Here is a 20,781-nt window from a genome sequence, read left to right as displayed (position 1 = left end):
TGTATCTATTTATTCTTTTTTTCAAGTTGTATTTCCAGGTCGTGCACGCGTTGTTCCAAGGCATTCACTTGTGAAACCTTTTCCTTCATGGCATCCATTTCTGCTTTCATTTCCTGGATGGCTTTTACCAGCAAGGCCACCGTATTTGTTTCTTCCACCCCTTTTCTTCCGGTAGCGGCCATTGCATCTGGCACTTCGTCAGCAATGAAGCCTATACGGGTTGTATTAGTGGTATCGGCTTTGAAGATGAACGTTCTTACCTGAGCAGAATCCAGGATATTCAGGGCGGAAGCGGTGAATGGTTTGATCTCTTTTTTGAGACTGCGCAGCGAAGTCTGAGTGATGCTGGTGGCAGTGATGGCACCAGAGGCATGGATGTCGCCCACAACGTCCAGCATTGTTGCTGGCGCTGTGGTGCCAATGCCCACCTTACCACTATTCAGTACCGTAACGCGATCCGTATAAGATAGCGTGCCCGTACCTGCAACCACCGGTGCGGTTTGAATGCGGAAGTCACCCGTGTTATCCGGCACGTACATGGATACGCCAAATTTATTGGTACTGGCACTGTGGGCGGAAAAATCAATATGGCCGGAACCATTATTAGAATAGATCCTCATGGGTGACTCTGTGTATACACTATCCAACTGGAAGCCGCCCTGGGCAGAGCTGATGACGCCGAGCACAGATAGTTTTGCGTAAGTCGTAGGGCCACGACCTATGCCCATATTGCCAGCCCCGGTGCTGGCTTGCAAGGCCAGCCCGCCGAGTGTATTATCTATTTTTGTAACAGTGCCTCCTCCGGAAGATGGCGCCACGATCAGATTACTTCCTTTCTGATCCAGGTACAGTGACTGCTGGGTGTTGCTCATTACCGTTACATGGAGCTTTGCAGTTGGAGACGGCGTATTGATGCCTACATTTCCGCTGTCAAGCCCTGCATAGGCAATGGTTATAGGTGCGGTACCTGGCCACATCCCATTTCCGCCGATCAGCATTTTACCATTGTAAATGTTGATAAAATAACGGATACCACCGCCTGACTGCACTGAAAAGCCTGCATTTCCGCCAGTAACACTATTATACGCGGAAAACAGCTTTGCTGTACCGGAGCTGTCGATGTTGAAGAATGCATGCTGCGCGCTGGCAACCTGATTCTGAATGGCATCTGTAATCCCATAACCACTCAAGGTAGTAGGTTTTGAGAATAGATCCGCCCACCGGACAGAGTCCTGCGTCAGCTGGCCAACGTCGTTTACACGGAGAAACTTATGATCACGGTTACCATATTTATACCGATTATCCAAGAAGGTTACGAAACCGGCTTTGGCAATAAGCAAAGCCGCGGAAGGATCAGCTCCATGCCCAATCGTCACACTTCCTACATTGGCCAGGCCGTCAATCCAAAAACTCGCATGTTGCTCCACTGCCGTTTGCGACATAATGTAGTTGGTATCACCACTTACAGGAGCAGCACCGATATCGGAGGGTAACAATGAACGCGTAGAAACGGATTTCACATGCCCGCTTGCATTTGTGACAATGCTACTCAATACACTGCCGGCAATTGTGGAAATATTGATGGTGTCGCCAGGTACGTGGTTGGAACTTCTCCATATATTTTCTGACTGGCCGGCATTATAGTAAGTAAGCGTTCCTGCTCCAACGCTGATGTTATAGGCTTTCGATATTTTACTGGTGTCTGGTATAAACGTTATGGTAGCAGCTGTGCGGTTGTTTCCGAATGTGGTATATGTTACGGAAGTATCGGAGTCCCGGTACACCAGCAGCGACCTGAAGGCATTTCCATGGGGATTAATTGTGATAGAAGCATCTGTAGCGTCGCCCCGATGCACTACCGTATTCAGGTTCTCTGTCGTGCTTACATCCTTCAGGTAACCGCTGGCATCAGTTCCCAGGAGGCCGGCATTGGGCAGGTTTAAGAACTGATAGCCCGCGCTATTCAGGAGCAGCGATTTAGTAGTGTTTCCCACGCCGCCCGTTATCATTGCAGGCAGGTAGGCACCCGCAGTACGGTCATACCCCTGAAAGAGTGCACTCCCATTTACGTAATGTACTTCTGCAGCGGGGCCGGCCCCTATGATCTGGTTGGAACTACTGGAGCCGCCGAAACGGCCGCGGCCAAGCCACTCCCCGTTGCCCTGGCCATCTATCTTTGACACAGCCGTATCGTTTGCATAAAACTTGAAACCGACTTTATTACCGGGTACGCTGAGCCACATATTATTATCCTCCACCCCTATGGCGTAGTCTGTGTTCAGGGTTGAAAAGCTTGGGAATAGTACCACCTTGGTACCGGTACTACGGCTGACGCCGTGAACGGGAGCACTGTTCACGTTATTCCCTGGAAACATGAGCATGTTACTGGAGGCATTCGCCATGCTAATTGTTCCGCCGCTAACCGTAAATATGCCATTTGAGGAGAGATTCCCGCTAAAGAACCCTGTACCATTTACATCCAGGGTATTTGCGGGTAATGCATTATGGATACCCACATTGCCATTAAGGCGCCGGATCACGAAATCAGATGCTGCAATATTGGAACCATTGTCATGATAACGGAATATTGAAAAATCACTTCCTACATCCCCGCTGGTTTCCAGTGTCTGGGTACCAATACCCCAGCGCATCCGGGAAGTAGAATCACGCAATGCGTATCCAACAGTCCCTGATGAAACCGTGTTCCGGTCTGCATAAAATCCTGCTTTCGCGACCATCCAGGTGCCAGCATTCAGGCTGCCGCCAACGGCACCACTTCCGCTAATGCTAAAGTTTGCCGGCTGCTTACTGCCATTCTGGTTCAGGATAAAGCTATCACTCAGTGACCGGAATTCCGTAACACCTTGCCCCTTGTTATACAGAAACCCGGCTACGTTCTGTGTGCGGTTCTGCAATACCAGCTCCGCGGTGTCACAGGTGTTGTAAATGCGCACCGTGTCTGCTTTTATCTTGTAGACATACTGAGCCCGAAGCGGTGCTACGCTGATAAACATACACACTAAGGCAACCAGGGATCTGAAGGCAAGGGAGTGGCAATTCATATTAATCAATATCTATTTTTTCTCTTTCAATTGTTTTTCCAGTTCGGCTACGCGCTTTTCCATGGCTTCCAGGCGGGCGGTAGTTTCCTGCAGGGCTTTTACCAGCAATGCCGTGGTGTTTGCCTGGTCTACACCTTGTCGTTGGGGAGATGCCATGGCATCCGGTACTTCGTCTGCAATAAAGCCGATGTGGGTTATGTTGGCGCTATCTGCTTTATAAACGAAGGTGCGCACCTGTGCGGAATCCAAGATTTTTGTGGCGGAAGCGGTGAAAGGTTGGATGTCTTTCTTGAGGCTACGGAGGGATGACTGGTAGAAGCCGGTAGACTGGACATAACCGTTAACATCCAGCTTATAACCGGCCGTCGCAGCGTCCTTACCAATAGCCACGTTACCGGCATTAGACACTGCAACACGGTTTACCTGGTTCAGTCCATCGAACAGGTAAGTACTTCCGCCGGAGGAATACCACTGCCATTTGTTGTTGCCGGCAAGCGTTCTGTCGGTCCACATAAATGCATTTGCGCTGCCGGATACGGCGGCTACACCCGCCACTTCCAGCGTAGTACCCGGACTGTTCGTGCCAATTCCTAATCTTCCATCAAAAGTGAGGCGCATTTTTTCATTTGCGTCCGACGTGTAATTGAGCGTTCCGCTGTCGACAGAAAGCCATCGCCACATGAAACCGTTTGCCGGCGCACCAGTCAACACGTTGTTTATGCTTCCGGTTGACTGCACATACATGCCACTACGATAGTTGGACGTGACCTGGTTTTGATAGATGGAGCCCGTATAAGCTTCCGTTTTAAAGGAAGCGGTACCATTGATAATGAAAGAAGCACTCTGCGTAGCGGTGGGATTATTCTGAATGTAACCAGTTCCACCAGTCGCTGGTACATAATCCGTACCCGCTACGGCTGTAGTTAGGTAGCCGTTTGTCTGTTTAACCAATCCTGAGCCGGTTAGTTTTGTCAGTATAACAGAATCTGTTGCAGAAAATGAGCCGGCTACAGATAAACGCTGTCCGGGCGCAGCCTGGTTTATGCCCACCCGCGTATTAGCGCGATCGAACGACATTACCGCTGCTTTTGTTGTCCCTGCATCTGCAAAAGAATAAAGCGTAAGGTTACTTCCTAAATCTCCGGTGCTTTCTGCACCAGTTGATCCCCAAGCCCAACGATTTATGCCACTGGCTGTACGCAAGTAATGATAAACATTGGTGCTGACATCTGTATACAGCAAGTTAGATTTTGCAGAACCTATCACCTGAAGCTTCACATCAGGAGTTGTTGTACCGATACCAACAAATCCTGATGCCCTGTTAATGAATAAGTCATTGGAACGAAGTAGGTTTCCAGAACTATCGTATGCGAATACAGTAAAATTCGCACCGGCTGCACCCGTAGACTCTACACCGGAGGTTCCTATCGACCATCGGTATAAACTGTTAGCATTTTTAATAGCGAAATATCCTGTTGAAGCTGTTGAGGGGCGTTCCGCTGCAATAATCCCTATTGTTCTTGAGTTGCCGTTTACAGTCAATTGATCGGTAGGGGCAGTACTATTTATACCCACAAAACCGTTTGAGCGTTGTAAGAACAACGGGGTGCCACTAACACCTCCTGTATTATCGCATCGTTGCAGCGCAAAATCACTACCAACATTCGTTCCATCTGCATTCGCGAAAGTAAACAGCCACCTTCTTGAGGCAGTAGTTACTTGCTGATTTGTTCCGGTATAGAAGAAATGCTGGGGTGTTCCGGGAGGAGCGGAAGTATATAAGGTAGTGGCTGATAAGCTGCCACTTACCCAGGCATTTGCGGCAGCCTGCGGGGAAGATGCCTGGTTTTGGATAAATCCCGCGGCATCCTTTCCATCCAGTAAATCTGCATCCAGTCCCGATCCTGCACCATCATTACCGGCGTGCCATAATCCATACCGGTTTGTTCCATTATCCGGGGAATACAGTAATGTGGTACCTCCATAAGGGAGATAAAGTATTTTATCCTTCGCACCCGAATTGCCTGGCGTCGCTTTACGCATTCCAATTTGGCCTGTAGAATCCAATCCTATAGACATAAATTGGGAATAGCCGCCTGTATTCAGCTTGCGGGATACAAAGTAAGCATAGTTGGATGTACTCGAGGTATCGCCAAGCATAATGTTGTTGCTAGCTATATTGCCGTTGCTTAACACAGTGGCCAATGGCAAATTGGAGGGTGCAGCGCCAATATCCGCAGGGGTTAATGTCCTTACACCCAATCCGGTTACGTGACCAGATGCATTGGTAGTCAGCGTAGACAACACTACCCCGTTAGCAAAGACCTGGCTGAATTGATTTCCCTTTGTGTGATTGCCGGCGTGCCATACGGTATCCCAGGAGGCGCCGCCGTTGCTGGAAAATACGGGCGCCGTACCATTAAAAGGCACTATCAGGCTCCGGCCTGGCCCGGTCCCGGAAACCGATGTCATGCCTGCGCCACCAGATGTGCCGCTAGTAAAACCGACACCGTAAGACGATGTAATGGGAGTACCATTCAGGCTACGGTAATCGAAGTAGGTAGCCGCCGTGGTCACAGTGCTATCCCCTATTTTTATGTGTCCCCCAAACGTCGCATCCTTGTTGACGCGGGTTAGTTTCAGATAATTTCCAATTTCAGTACCGTTATCACTGTACCCCTTAATCACGAAATCAGTACCGCTGTTACTGCCCATCTCCTGCCCCATTCTGCCAAGCCCCCAGCGATTTGAGCCGGATGCCAGATCCAGGATAGAATAGTCTCCGGTGCCATTAGCAGCCGTAGCGCGGATAGATTGGTAGCCAGTATTTGCCTTGAAGTAGCCAGAGATCCACGCATTGGCGCTAGTTTGCGCAGCGGTATTTTGGTTCAGGATAAAAGAACTGCTTTGCTCTGCAGCAGACAGACCTATCTTGACAGATCCGATCTGGCCACTGGACAGTCGATAGTACAACGTATCGTTAGACTTATAAATCAAGTCTACCGGATTCAGCGCACGAAACTCAGTAACGCCACCACCTTTGTTATAAAGGTACCCCAGCACATTCTGGGTGCGGTTTTGCAGCACCAGTTCGGCTGTATCGCAGGTATTGTAAATGCGCACGGTATCTGCTTTGATCTTATACACATATTGTGCTTTTGCACGCTGCACACCTGCAACCAACAGTAACATCAAAGTTAACCATCTCATGGTTAGGGAACGAATATTCATTGTATTATTTATTCATTTTTATGCGGCCCACTGGCCATGTACATTCTCAGTACATTAGTTTAATTTGATCTAAATATAAGTCTCCAGTTAGACCCATCACTCTATATCCTCCAGCTGGTATTTGTTGGAATAGAAGTGGTTGCCGTGGCATATACCTGCACAGCGCTAATTATTACGCTGCCTGAGCTGGCATTTACAATTTCGTAAACCCTTCCGCTGGCAGAGGAAGCTGCCGGTAGTGTTAAAGTGGTACTACTCGCGCTACAAAATATTGTATAGTCATTGCCTGTCAACGTATAAGATGCACTCACTATTTTCTGCGGCAACTGTACTGAATTTGATACTCTAAGCATGCTATTAACGTTTACAGCACTACCGGTTCCTGCCTGAAGCGTTAAATCAGAAGAAGCTGTAGGAGCTGCAACGGTAGGCGTAATAACGCTGGCAGATGCATAGATGCTGCCATTTACATCCAGCTTCTGCGACGGAGAGGCATTATTAATACCAACATTACCCGTGGAACGTTGTATCGTAAATGCTGATACGGACGTATTAACGTTGCCTGCATCTGTGTAGGGGCTTATATCGAGATCACTCCCCACATTGCCGCTACCAGTTTCCAGTCCCTTAATACCAAGCCGCCATCTTCCGAGACCAGCAGCGCTTCCCAAATAATAGTGCCCATAGGTAGCGGTGGATGTTCCTCCACCATAAGTAACCAGCGAATTAGCTTTCACCCCGCCATTAACGTCTAATTTTTGAACAGGCGATGAAGTTCCCATGCCGATAAAGCCAGTTGACCGTTTCGCAAAAAACACATTATCAATGATAGCCCCGGTACTGTCGTATCGATCGATCGTAAAATCTGCACCATTATCGTTCGTCGACTCCGTATTTTTCATTGATACCGACCATCTAACAGCGGTATTGGCATTACTGCCGTTAAAGAGCACCCAATGAGGCGGACCGGCAGCTGCTTGAAAGGTACCAATACTCTGGGAAGTGCCCCGGCCTGAGATCACGTAACTGGCATTACCTTGGATCGTGGTATTCTGATTTTGAATGAAACTGCCGGTTGTGTTGGCCAAATTCCCATAAGCATCCGTCCCTAGTGACGCGATCCCTTTCCACCTGCTACCATTGCCTTCCAAACGGAACGTGTCGGCTTTCATACGGATCACATTAAGGTAACTGGGGCCAGCCCTTGGGCCAAAGACCACAGATCCCTTGTCGGGACCGGCAAGCCACACCCTGGTACCATTAGGCGCCAACGCTCCCACCGTGTCACTATAGAGTTGGTAACCTTGTTGGAAATCTGCAAGAAGATTAGCGTCCGATAATAATCTGTTAAAGAAGAACGTACCCGATGTTTTAATATTCCCATTTATCTCCAGCCGCTCGGATGGAGATTGGGTTGCTATACCAATATTACCTGTGGATCGCTGTATAGTTAAAGTAGAACTTAAAAAAGAACCCGTATTATCATACCTGCCTATATTAAAATCATTACCAATACTAGTCCCACTTTCGGTCCCACTATGATATATTGACCATCTATGTCCGGATCCATTAGTCGCATAACTTCCATTATTGGTAGAAAATTGAATAACGCCAGTTGCAGCACCAGTATTAAGCGTGGCAGCGGCCCCAAAACCACTGACCCAAAAGCTAGCAATCTGCGCAACAGTTCCCTGGTTGCTGATGAACTTAGAAGCATCTTGTCCATCCAATAAATCCGCATCCAATCCCGACCCCGCACCGTCATTGCCGGCATGCCACATACTATATAGGGTAGCGCCATTATTAGATGAATATAAGGGTGCTGCGCTTCCCGGAAGAAGCGATATTAAACTCGTAGTTGTTAAATCAGATGAAAGTCTGCTATTCAACACAGCCTGTCCAATAGACGAGATGCTTAACGAGGCTGAATAGTCATTGCCAGATACATTTTTTAATAGTTGAAAGATGTATTGATTTGTATTCCCCACGGCACCTAAGATGATGCTATGATTGGCTGTATTCCCATTTGTCAGCACAGAGGACAATGGCATATTAACAGGTGCAAAACTAGCATTAGTCCAAGCCCTCGATGCCATTTGATACCAGGAATTCCAGGTACCTCCTCCTCCATACCTGATCCAGAGGTCATCATTTTGACTCACCCCTCCATATAATTGAAATTTAGCTCCGCCTATTATGCTATTATCGCTGCCTGAAAATAAAATACCAGTTCTTGACGCCGGTGTGTTGATAGCCGACTGGCTTATCAGGGAAATGGAAGTATTTGCTACTGTATTAAGATTGCCAGTAAAAGCTGGTATGGCAGAGGGCTCAGACGCAGACGCAGTACGGTTGACATAATCGGAAGCACTGCTTGCACGGCCATAAATACTGTCTGCATAATCTTTGAACACCAGCTCCCGCCAGTTGCTCCAGGTTGTTTTTGTGTCGTCTTTTGTGCGCAGGAAAGCACCATTAGGGCCATTCAGCTCACCATCCCAATTCACCATCAGGTTTACCCCCCGGGAACCATCGCTCACCGCAAGGCCTTGGTAATACGTTTTATTCCCCACACCTTGAAACGCCTGGCTGGAAAGCGGTGGCATGTCCGTGGCGCTATAGGCTCCTATGCCGACAACCTTTTGCAAAGGCAGTTTGCCATAGTTGGCGCTATCACCGGCATTAATGGTGATATAATTAGTTGACTTCAGATCATACACACTGGTAAGATCCATTTTTACAGGGATGGTTTTGCCATCTGCAGTATGATAGAATAGCGTGTCATTGCGCCGGTACATGGAGTCTACTGCACCAAGGGCCCGAAACTCCGTAACGCCGCCACCTTTGTTATAAAGGTAACCCAGCACATTTTGGGTGCGGTTTTGCAGCACCAACTCGGCTGTATCGCAGGTATTGTAAATGCGGACCGTGTCTGCTTTGATCTTGTACACATATTGCGCATTTGCATGCTGTACTCCTGCGATCAATATCAATATGAAGGTTAACCATCTCATGGTCAGGGAACGGATATTCATTGTATTACTTATTCTTCTTTCAGTGTCTTTTCGCTTTGTATCTTCTTGCCGCAGCACATGCACGTTCCAACTTCACTACGTCGTTATGGCCTGTCAAAGACGAACTAATTCGACCGGAACACCAGTCTCCAGCTAGTTCCATGACTTTGTATACTCCAACTGGTATTTAACCTGTGCCCAGAAAACACCTGCATCTGTGTAGGCACCCCAGTATAAGTCGCATCCTGTGTCTGCGATTAATTCAGGCGTCAACAACCGGGCTGTCCATCTTATGTTATTTCCTGCATTATTGTTGATGTGCAGCATGAACTGCGAAACATTCTCTGCGTTTCCCGTGGAGAGGCTTTGAACAGCACCATTCCCGCTCACCCAAAAATTAGAGGTCGTTTGCGCTGCGGTGTTCTGATTTTGTATGAAGCCGGCATTTGTCCAAGGCCTATCGGCCAATTGCAGCCAACTTTCATAGCCACCTGCTTCCAGCGTTCTGAAAAAAACCAGCTCCATTTCTAAACGGCACCTGGGCGCCGCATTGATTGGTTGTATTAGGGATGTTTAATCCAAAATACAGCGTTGATCCTGTTGGAGCATCTATCCCACCTGTTACAAGTCCTGCTTTTGTGGTGCCGCCAAAACTGTTCCAGTCCTACCCATAAAAGGCAGGCAGGGATGTGGGAACAACATTGGCAGAACGGGCATAGATGCTGTCTGAAAAGTCCTTGAATACTAGTTCCCACCAGCTGCTCCAGGTTGTCCTGTTGTCATCTTTTATACGGATAAATGCGCCGTCGGGGCCTTTTTGTTCACCGTTCCAGTTTACCATCATGTTTACTGCAGCAGCACCGTCCGTTACTGCGAAGCCCTGGTAATACAAGGTACTGTTAGCACCATAGTATGCCTGATTAGAGAGTGCCGGCATGTCCAGTGCATTAGTGGCACCAACACCTACAACTTTCTGTATTGGAAGTTTGCTTAAGTTGGCGCTGTCATTGGCTGCTACGGAAACGAAGTTGGTTGCTTTGAGGTCATAGACGTTTGACAAATCCATTTTTACCGGGATGGTTTTGCCATCTGCGGTGTAGTAGAACAAGGTGTCGTTTCTACGGTACATGGAGTCTACCGCACCTAGGAAGCGGAATTCTGTAACACCGCCGCCTTTGTTATAAAGGTAGCCGAGCACGTTCTGGGTGCGGTTTTGGAGCACCAGTTCAGCTGTATCGTAGGTGTTGTAGATGCGGACGGTATCTGCCTTTATTTTGTAGACGTATTGGGCGTGTACCGGCATCCTCCCTAGGACAAACAAGGCTAAACACAGCAATAATTGGCGGATATAGGAACGGATCTGCATTGCTTACTATTCTTCCTTATTCTATAGCGTATTTCGAATTATTTTTCATTCAAACAGTTAATAAGGCAATCGCAGTACAATTAAGGGGCCTTATGACTACCTTTATCAACATTTGACAGCAAATCAATTTAATTTAAAAATAATTTAACGCTTATGATTTAAACTCTTGTATAACGCTAAATATGCTTTGTTTAACATCACCTAAAATCAACTGTGCAGGTTGAACTCTTTCATCTTCAAGAAATTTCCATTTTATCTGCTGCCATTTAATAAAGCTGACACCTGAAACGCCATTAATAAGCTCCTCTCTATCGAGTTCTGTTTTAATGAGGACATTCCATTGCCTTTCAAGGTATGCTATAATTTCACGTAGGTAATCAATATTTTTAACCTGCGCGATTTTCATGACAAGTCTAATTATGTCGATCTCAATGTATTTATAAGTAAACTTTATCAAACTAAAGTAGGAATGAACATTGGTAAATTTTTCAGCAATTAACAACAGCATATCAATGTCAACTCGCGCCCAAACTTCAGGCAAACAAACGAATAATTCATTTACGTACGTATCGTTCACCAACTCAAAATTGTAATACAAGAAAGACTCCAATTGTAGGGATTCTATTTCATTCAAATGCGGAAGCAAAAAATCCCTATCTACTGGAAATAAAATAGCGTTTTCCTGGGCATTTACAGCCAAGTTTGTTACATATTGTTTTACAGCCTTATTCAAAATAAAATTATTGCCCATTTTTCTTGGTCGTATTTATTGTTCCATCAGAATTATACATCGTAACCCTAGCACTATTCATATTAACACCCATTTGTTCCAACATTCCAACCCCACGATTCCCCTCAGAAATGGAAGGCTTATAGTGGCCAGAGCTATTTGTAACCTCTACAACACTACCATTTCTCAACTTAATCTGACCTGCAGCTCTGACCGTCTCTGCTTCACCAGACATTTGATAATGCCCTGTTCCAATCAACAGTGTGCCATCATTTGTAATAACAAAATCATAACGTCCATTTGTATTTACCAATCTCCCTTCAGAATTTACCATACTTATTTTCCCATCTTGAATAGTTGCTTTATACGATTTAAACATTTTTCCAACCTGTGGTGTGCCTTCTTTCAATGTTATGCCTTCTTCCGGAAGATGTGCAACCATCGGCTCTGCTACGTGTGGCGCCCATGATCTCCTAAATAATCTTCCTGGTGACCCACCGCCAGCCCCGGCTGCTAGTCCTTTTGCAAATTGTTCTCTTGCTTCGGAAAAGTGAAAATCGTCCCAAGTCGCATTCAACGCATCCTTTTCGGTACCAAATGTTGCTGTAAGTGTTTGGTCAGCTTCCACTGCGGTAAATTCAACCTGAAGTATACTTCTAAACTTATACTCAACAATATACTCCTTTCTTGGATCTTGTATTCGTTCAAAAAGTTGAAATCCCAATGCAGTACCTCCCACGGCAGGCTTCCATTGCCATTCCGAGAAATGTTCAATGTTCGCTAGCTTTACCACTGTATGACCTGTAGCATCAAACGCAAATGTATAATGATACTTTTCTAGTCCATCCAAATCTACATTTTCAATCGGCCCATTGCTAGCATATTGATAGGGCGTTAGCATAGGATACGAACGGGTCAAAGGGTCTATGCTGAGAAATTTGCCTACTCTTGGATCATAAAAGCGCATTCCATAATCCTGCTGATCGCCCTCCCCCTTTACCTCATTGTCATTCTCCTTCCCATTAAACCCATACCGATACACCGCATTACTAAATATCCTCCCAGGCTCCTGCATCCCAAATGGATAGTAATCCTGTGCGCTCCTTACCTTCGGCTCAAATCCAGTTACAGTAACATTATCCGTGCTTTCTGGCAATTTAACATCCCCCACTGTAGCCAGTACGTTCCCTAAATGGTTCCCAACCTCATACATCTTTTGCCCACGGGGAAAATTAAACAACAGTCCACTATCTGTGCTGCCTGTAACACCTGCTGCTGCCTGCTCCAGGTCCTTCTTCCCTTGCTCTACACCCAAACGACTACTACCATAAATACCTGTCTCTGTCTGGGTAAGATGGCCGCCGTTCACGCTATTATCGCCACGGGTATAAATACTCATCACATTGCCAGTCGCATCCCGCACGTACCATGTGAGTACACCATTCACCGTCTTACTGATGCGGTTTCCACTCACATCGTACGTATAGTGTATCGTAGTACCATCGCCATTGGTTTTATGAATATCCGAGATCTTCCCGTAAACGGTCCACCTGATCTCGTCAATACTACTCTGCTGGTCCTTTACCAGGTTACCAATCGCATCATATTCATAGTTTCCATCTGCCTGACCATCAATATCTTCGGTATATGCGTTTGGATCTACATCGTCTTTAATGTTATCCAGTTTATTGGACCCGGGCACGTAGTTATAATGCATCTTATCCATGTCCAGTGACTTACCAGCCCAGGTAGCATTACCGTTACGATTATAGGTTAGGATATTACCATTCGGATCATAGGTTACGTTTTCACCAAAGTCAGATACCGCTACCGGTGTCCACGTGTTGGTTGCAACATCCAGGTTACGCACCGTCTGCATACCCACAATACGGTTCAGCAGATCATAACTGTAATTGTATTGCAGCGGCTCTCCCACTTTGGGCAGGTTCACGCTCATAGCACCGATGTTGCCGTTGTACAGCGGTTTAAAATTACTACCACCAGCTTCAGCAAAAGGTCTTACGTCACCGATAGGTTTGTAGTCTCCCGCACCATAGTAGTGCAGTGCATAACCAAATGCATCCTTAGCAGTGGTGGCACCGTCTCCCCCCATTTCAAAACTTCCACCCAGCGACGTGCCATTTACTCCTTTAATCCAGCCTTGCAGCGTATAGGCGTAATCCATCCCTTGCACCTGCTGTTGCCCCAGTACCGTACGTGCAAGTGTGCCATACTTGTAGTACTGGTAAAATGCATCATGGTCCCAGAATAAGCTATCACGACTGGTTTCTACATCTGTGATACGGTTTTCCGCATCGTAGCTGTAACGATGGTAATAGGCATCCGGTTGGCCAGGATTGAAACTCACCGTGTTTACTTTCCCGCTGATCAGGTCGTAGTTATATGCGATCTTTTTATAGTGGCCGAGGGTAGAATTATCTCCCGTCATGCCGGAATTGAATTCCTGTAGCAATTCCTTCACATTGCCATGTACATCATAGCTGTAGTAGGTAGCCGATGCGCGGTCGTAGCCACCTGCCAATTGAGCCCCCGTATTGTAAACCGCACTCCAGGAGACCCTGTTACGCAAGTTTTCCGCGCTCCACAAGTAACCTTCCAGCGGTGTGTGGGGTAGATCATAATTGGTTACCGTGATCTGCTCTTTGGAACTGGCTACGTTGTTGATCCAGGTATCAAGGGCACTTCCGTTACGGGATATCAAGTCTGTCATTGCAGTGCTACTTTTCAACTGTCCCACCTCCGCAATGCGACCCAAATAATCATACCGTGTATAGCTATAATCGTTTGTCAGATATTGTTTCGCATTCTGCGATGCCGCAACCCTGGCGAGACGGTCATACCAGAAGTGGCTTTGTCCTGCATCCGGTGTTTGTTGAGCTACTACAGCATTAAGCGTATTATACCGGTACTGCGTCACCATCGTATGTGGTGCAGGAAGCGCGGTACCTGCTGCCACGGCAGCTTTCACGCTTGCTATCCAGGCTGCACTGCGATTCTTCACCACTCCCTTAGGTGGCACTGTTTTCACCAGGTTTCCTGCCTGGTCATAGTAATACAGCGTATAATGGTATTCATAGTCATTATGGGTCACCGCAAAATGCTCACGGCTCATTGCCTCCATGGCTGCTGCCAGGTAATCGTGCTCAAAACCAGTAAGTATGCTGTCCCTATAGCTATTGTAAATAACTGTCCCTGCACTCAACGCAAAAAAGGCACTGTCTGAACAACTACTGATGTCTGCAGCTTCTACTGTTGGGAATATCGGCACAGCATTGCCGCATAACAGTGGGCCTGCACCCACCACGTAGCAGCTATCCATACCAGGGCAGGTCACTACGTTTACAAAGGGGCTGCAGATATTGCTGCTCATACCCAGGGCGTTCACATAGTTGCTTGTCAGCAAGGTATCGGTAAGTCCCGGGCCGCTGTTGCGGGTCACGCTGGTTGTGACATCCGTTACCCCTATTGTTGCTATCGTATCGTTACAGCCTGTACGGCCGCTGGCACTGGCGAGCATCCACATGCCTCCATTACCTTGTGCACCAGCACCGGCCAGGTTACCGCGTCCATTGATCGTGATGGCATTTAAATAGTCCGCGTTCGGCGTGCGTACCCGGTTGGTCCAGGCCACGGTGTTATCGCCATTGATCTTTGTCCAATAGACGTCTCCACCCACAGACTGGCTTGCAAGCAGGCTGGTGCCCTGCGTTACGGTTAGCCAGGAAGTAGCATTCCATGTTCCCGCACCATTGGTCACTTTCAACACACGCAATACTGCACCAGTGCTGCTTACATCCAGCACCTTACCACCGGAAGCGGCATCCTGTGCTCCCATCGTCAGGCGGTAACCATCGTTGACCTGTTCCAAACCCGTTACCAGGTGGTCTTTCCCTTCTACAGGGTAACGGTCCAGGCTCTGGTAAGCGCCAGTGGTATTATTTTCCTTCAACACTACGGCATCATACGTGGTGCCCCCCGTTTTTATTGATGCGGCAATCACCAACGTATCATCCCGCAAGGTCATGCGCAAGGTCTTTTTATTTTCTGCGGATCCCAGCATGCGCATCCAAACCAACCTGCCATCTGCATCTAACGCACCTGTAAGCCAGTCGGTGGCAAGACCACCTGCTGCATGGCTGATACGGTAACCACCGAAAGTGAAACTGGTATCACTGCTTTGCAGGATATCCTCCCCACTGCTTCCGTCTGCTCCCATGTCAATGGTGCGGTTCCACAATTCATTCCCACTGTCATCCAGACGCACAATAAGCGCAGAGCCGAGATCGTAGCAGGAAGAATATGTGGTACCGATTACGATAAAACCGCCATCATGGGTTTGTACCACGCGGTTGAACTGATCATCCTGCAAACCGCCAAAGGTTTTTGACCATACTACATTACCCTCGTTATCTGAACGGATAATATATCCATCATTCCCCCCGGCGCCGCAGCCATTCGTATAGCCGGCCATGATATAACCGCCATCCGTGGTAGCGCGCATGTCCAGGATACGGTCTGCCGTACCGCCGTTGGAATAAGTGCTGATCAGCCCTCCTTTGCCTGCATCCGGCTTGCACACCTGCTGGCCGGCCCCCTGCACATTACTATGGCTGCAACTATCCATGAAAGAGAGGTAATCCACCAATTGTTTACCAAAGCCAAGGTGGCTGTTCATATAATTAACAAACAGGTTATTTTTTAGCGCCTGTACACTATCCACATCACCCTGTACCGGTGTCACTGAGGGATATTGTGCTTTAAAGGCGTTGTATAAGTTGTTAATATCCGTACAGGTAGCGCAGGCCGGGGCCACGTCGCAGCGCAGTAGTGCCGGAATGGTAACTGGTTTCGGCAGGTAAGTACAGGTATTGGCAGTTTGCGATCCGGAGCAAGCATCCAGCAGTACATCCAGATCCTGTTGTATCAAGGCCGTACCGCGTGTGCGATTCAGGTAAGCTGCCAGGTTAAGGTCTGCAGCCGTCTTCACGGCATTGTATTCCCTTACCAGGTCCTGGAGTTTACCGCATTGGCAGTCGTCCGGCTTTGTATAACTCAGACCATCAGACACCGCGGTGGGCAGGTTATAAGGCGCAGGGGTAGTGATCAGCTCTGCATTACAGTTCCAGGGGTCGGTGGTAATATTGTGCGTACGGTTGAAGGCAACGAGAACTTCATCGAAATTCCTATACTGGTAAAAGCTGGAAGGAGCCACGGAGCTTGCGCCATAGGGATGGGACCTGTCGGCACCTTCCATACAGACTTTGGTAAGCAGCGGTATCAGTTCTTTCAGATCATCAGGGCTATACTTACAGGGAGCCAGTTGCTGGGTCCATACGGTAGCATAATCCTGGCAGTTCTGGGTATAAGTTCCCTGGGAAAGCGAGCTGCTGGCTTGCTCTGCCTGGGCTTTGGACATGCCTGCGTAAGCACCATAACCTGCTTGGGTCAGCGCGGCGGCACCATCGGAGAAACGGGGTTCTTTGCGCTTGATGAGATCTGCGGCCTTCGGAGCGCTGTTACAGAAGCTTTCCAGGTAAGCAAAGATCGCCTTGCGCTTGGCATTCAGATAGGCCGAACGGAAATTACGCCACGCCATATCCAGGTCTCCGCCACAAAGTTTGTTTGCATCAAACGCAGATGCCGGGCTATCATATTGAACATGGCATCCCAGGTCATCCATGCCACACTTTACAGAGATGGTGGCAGTGCTCCACATGGAGGGCGTATCCTTTTTGGGTTGAAGGCGTGCCTCCATCAATGCCTTGAAGCCCGGATGGTCCAGCACCAGTGAGTCTGTAAGCGCTATTGTAAACGGTATTGCGGCATTACCGGTCGGGTTTAAAAATCCTTTCTGGATGGCACCACCATAAGTATCCACTGCTTCAAAGGCCTTATCCCAGTTCTGGCTGTCGCGGAAACCTTCATACTGTGTCAGCTTACAATATTCAGGATGTGAAGGCAGCAATGCATTAGCCCAAGACCCCTTAAATTTCGCTGCAAACTGCACAGGATCCAATTGCTGGGGCTTCACGAACATGTTTATATTATCATCATATACCTGTTCTGCATGACCATATTCATCCAGGTAAGTAATATTCGGATTACGATAAGGTGGCAGATCATTGGGCCCCTTATGATAGAAAATAGAATACGCATAGCTACTATCATCCACCTGTGCATACTGGCCGGAAGGCGCTGTAACATCGAGCAACATGGCTGCACGGATATCGTCCACTTCTGTTTTCAGGTTGCAGAGGTCATCACATTCGCTCATGGCTGTTTGGTAGGCCAGCCATGCATCATCCCTATAGCTGGCACTATCGGCAGCGGCACCGCCGGCACGGGTCACATAGTTTACCCGGAATTGCTCCCAGGTTCCCAGGCTGTCCCGGCAGCTCTGGCAATCCGGCACGCACTGATTCTGTAACTGGAAATCGCGTTGCTGGCTTATCTGCTGGTCCAGCGTGGTGCACACATTTGATTTACTGAATACGCTGTCCCGGTAATATTCTAATCCCTGTTTGCTGATGGTGAGCGTCTTGGTAATGGTATAGCTACCAACTGGCAAGTTAATGTCAAATGATACCTGGATGGGTTGCGGGTTACAGTCCGGTATGATCCCGGCAGCATCATAATTATGGAATGTTTTTACCACCGGTGCACCGCCCAGGTGCTGATTATACACGTCATCCGTGATCTTAATTTCCAGGTCGTATAATCCGGTGTAACATACTTCGTTGTTATTGCAATCCAGCCGTTTTAGTACAGGAGGCGCCAGTTCGTAAGTAAAATGGTAGTTACCTTCTTTAGCCACCACCTCGCTCTGGGTACTTGTCAGCGCCAGGTCCAGCACTTGATTGGCACCAGAAAGCGAGTCAGTTACCACTTCAGAAGCGGTATCAGACACCGGGCTAAGACTGGTGTTGGATGCCAATCCGGATAGCCCAGTTGCAATGGTGCGGCCGTGCATATCTACATAGCTAACGGAAGCCTGTCCATTGGCATCGATTGCCATATTCTTAAAGTAGTGCGTTCTGTCTCCTACTTCTGTTCCGAATAACGCATACAGTTCTTCCTGGGTAGGTGTAGCCGCCCAGTAATATTTTGTCTCGTGCCCGCTCCCCAATTGAAAGGTTTTACCTACGCCACCTTGTCTGCTGATGCGGCCTGTATTATCGGGTGTATATTCCGTCTGGCTGAACGCATAGCCGTTAGCCTGGGGAATAAACCGGTTGACACCGTTGTCCTTTTCCGGATTGTTAAGAGAATAATATTGATTGGTTCCCGAAGTGGAATCCATCGCGGGCGCACTGCCATTCAGGTAATCAATGGCATCTGCCACATGATCGTATACAGACTTGTCATACTCAGCTCCATTATACTGGTTAAGATTCCGGGTATACTTGATAACTGTATTTAAGGTGGGTGCCGGCAGCACCTGTATAGTAGGCCTTCCCTGGTAGTCATACAGAGACTCTGCCACTACTGTGGTATTAGTAGTATTATCCTTGGTCACCATTTGCCGGCTCCGTAAACTGCCATCAAAATAGTTAACCACCACCTTTCGTTTACCATCCTCTGCATAAGTGGCGGTGGACTGCCAGTTCAGGTTACGTTGGTGTCCGCAAAATGCATAAGCACCCAACCCACTACTATAATCAGAACTCCAGGCAGTTTCAACGCGGTTAAAATTACCAGCCCGTTCCTGTACTCCCCGTACGCGGTAAAACAGTACTCCTCCGTCGTCATACATTAATGGAATTGCATAGCTGTTGCCTGCAATCGTTACCCGTGAGCCATTGTAGGCAAAGATCTTTTGGGCATCATAAGGTGCGGGTCCATAGCGGCCAGACTGTAGTGCAGTGGAATCGATATAAGACCATTCCAGATCATATTTATTGATCCCTGTCACTGCCGGCCAATTCACTAATAGCTCGTCCGTCGAATCCGTATTGGCAGCACCATTATTGTATACCGCTTTCACCGCATCATCCGTGCAGGAGATCTTGAACACCGGGTATAATAACATGACATTTTCCACCTGCAATGCCGCTATGGCCTGGGAAGGCGCGGTAACCTGCAACACCTTTACTTTTACCTGGTGGGCATCATTAAACACAAAACTATTACGTTGTGTATAGGATTGCGCGGTATCGTAATTAATGGTAAGCGTCTGATCCATAGAATCCTGCACGTTATCCGGCCGCAGGTAGTAGATCCGCAGTTGCACACTGGCGGTGAATTGTACCGGCAATAGGACCCTTGAATACTCGTTGATGCTGAAATTTACCAGGTTCTTTACATGATAGGGCGTGTCCAGCTTCGCTGCCAGCGAAGCATTGAAATAAATGCTATCCTGCGTGGTTGCCACAGAATCTGCCGCCAACTGACCGGCGGCTCCATCCAGCTTGCTACGCACAGAGGGGCCGTCCGCGTATTGACCATAGGCAGGCATAAAGCTTACTGCCGGCAGTAGCAACAGCAATATTTTTATCAGGCTTGGCAAACGAAATTTCATTTCTTTCTTTCTATAAGGTTCGGGGACTGATGAGATCACTCATGATAAGGTATAAGGCACTCCCAAATGGCTACAGGTTGGGAGAACCCCTGAAAATCTTGTATTCACGATAGGCTGGCGCCGTTTTCAGCACTTCCCCTTCTTTGAAAAAATACCGGTGTTCGTCGAGGGCCACCGCATCATTTGTCAATGCACGATAATGTTCAAAGCTTGCAGTCACCACCGCATAGTCTCCGTAAGCCGGATCTACTTTTCCCGCGGCGGTTTCTGGTGATTGGGTGAGCATTTCTGTTTTCACCACATAACGGATCTCCACCACCCGCTGTTCTTTTTTATTCACTACAATGTCCATCTGGCGGCAGGGCCCTCCGGCTACAAAGTGGATATGCAATTTCTTCTCCTGATTGTTCTCCTCCAGCGAATAGCCGGTGGCGCCCGATCTACGGATCATCTCCCTGACCTGTGCCACCGGATCAATTGAGGCCACCAACGAAGACGCCCGCGCTACGTACATTAACTTTTCATCTTTGAACAGCACCACATTGTAGGTGCCGTTAGATAGCATTTCCATATTCTCCAACTGGTAGCAATAGCGGGCGCCGTAAAAAGACATCTTTCCCTGCACAGAGTCCAGTACCGTTTTGGGATCAGCTTCGCTGGTATATTTATACTTCAAGTCAAACCCAATGTAACGGTCCTTATACATAGACTGCAGCTCCGCCATGGCCTGGAACAGTTTCGTGGTATCATTTTCCACCTGCCCCGCCACCGGTATACTTAAGCCCAGGATACCCAGTACTACCAATACTATCTTCTTCAACTTCCTCATTATTTTACAC

General features: G+C 47.9%; 7 protein-coding genes. All 7 read right to left on the bottom strand.

The genetic code is table 11. The annotated features are described in order from the left end of the window. Positions 1–5: 5 nt before the first annotated feature. The 7 genes from DCC81_RS20840 to DCC81_RS20805 all read right to left on the bottom strand — a co-directional run bounded on the left by DCC81_RS20840 (position 6) and on the right by DCC81_RS20805 (position 20,762). A complete protein-coding gene (locus tag DCC81_RS20840) occupies positions 6–2,954 on the bottom strand; it encodes a tail fiber domain-containing protein (RefSeq protein WP_133177753.1) in 2,949 nt (982 codons plus the stop codon). A 120-nt stretch (positions 2,955–3,074) separates the two neighbouring features. Next, on the bottom strand, positions 3,075–6,293 hold the full coding sequence (locus DCC81_RS20835) for a tail fiber domain-containing protein (protein ID WP_133177752.1): 3,219 nt from the start codon (positions 6,291–6,293) through the stop codon (positions 3,075–3,077). A gap of 101 nt (positions 6,294–6,394) precedes the next feature. Then, positions 6,395–9,328 carry a hypothetical protein gene (locus DCC81_RS20830; RefSeq protein ID WP_133177751.1) on the bottom strand — a complete coding sequence of 978 codons (2,934 nt, stop codon included), beginning with the start codon at positions 9,326–9,328 and terminating at the stop codon, positions 6,395–6,397. A 643-nt stretch (positions 9,329–9,971) separates the two neighbouring features. Beyond that, on the bottom strand, positions 9,972–10,610 hold the full coding sequence (locus DCC81_RS20820) for a hypothetical protein (RefSeq protein ID WP_108688610.1): 639 nt from the start codon (positions 10,608–10,610) through the stop codon (positions 9,972–9,974). A gap of 214 nt (positions 10,611–10,824) precedes the next feature. Beyond that, positions 10,825–11,424: a hypothetical protein gene (locus DCC81_RS20815; RefSeq protein ID WP_108688609.1), complete on the bottom strand. Its 600-nt coding sequence runs from the start codon at positions 11,422–11,424 to the stop codon at positions 10,825–10,827. Beyond that, positions 11,414–19,930, bottom strand: a complete 8,517-nt coding sequence (locus DCC81_RS20810; RefSeq protein WP_165806676.1) for an RHS repeat domain-containing protein — start codon at positions 19,928–19,930, stop codon at positions 11,414–11,416. The genes DCC81_RS20815 and DCC81_RS20810 overlap by 11 nt, the downstream gene beginning before the upstream one ends. 82 nt (positions 19,931–20,012) lie before the next feature. After that, positions 20,013–20,762, bottom strand: coding sequence for a hypothetical protein (locus tag DCC81_RS20805; protein WP_133177749.1), 750 nt, complete (start codon positions 20,760–20,762; stop codon positions 20,013–20,015). Positions 20,763–20,781: the final 19 nt, after the last annotated feature.

The sequence above is a fragment of the Chitinophaga parva genome, assembly GCF_003071345.1.
GTDB classification, from domain to species: domain Bacteria; phylum Bacteroidota; class Bacteroidia; order Chitinophagales; family Chitinophagaceae; genus Chitinophaga; species Chitinophaga parva.
The sequence above is the reverse complement of the archived record's forward strand: the minus strand, read 5'-3'. Positions and strand labels throughout refer to the sequence as shown.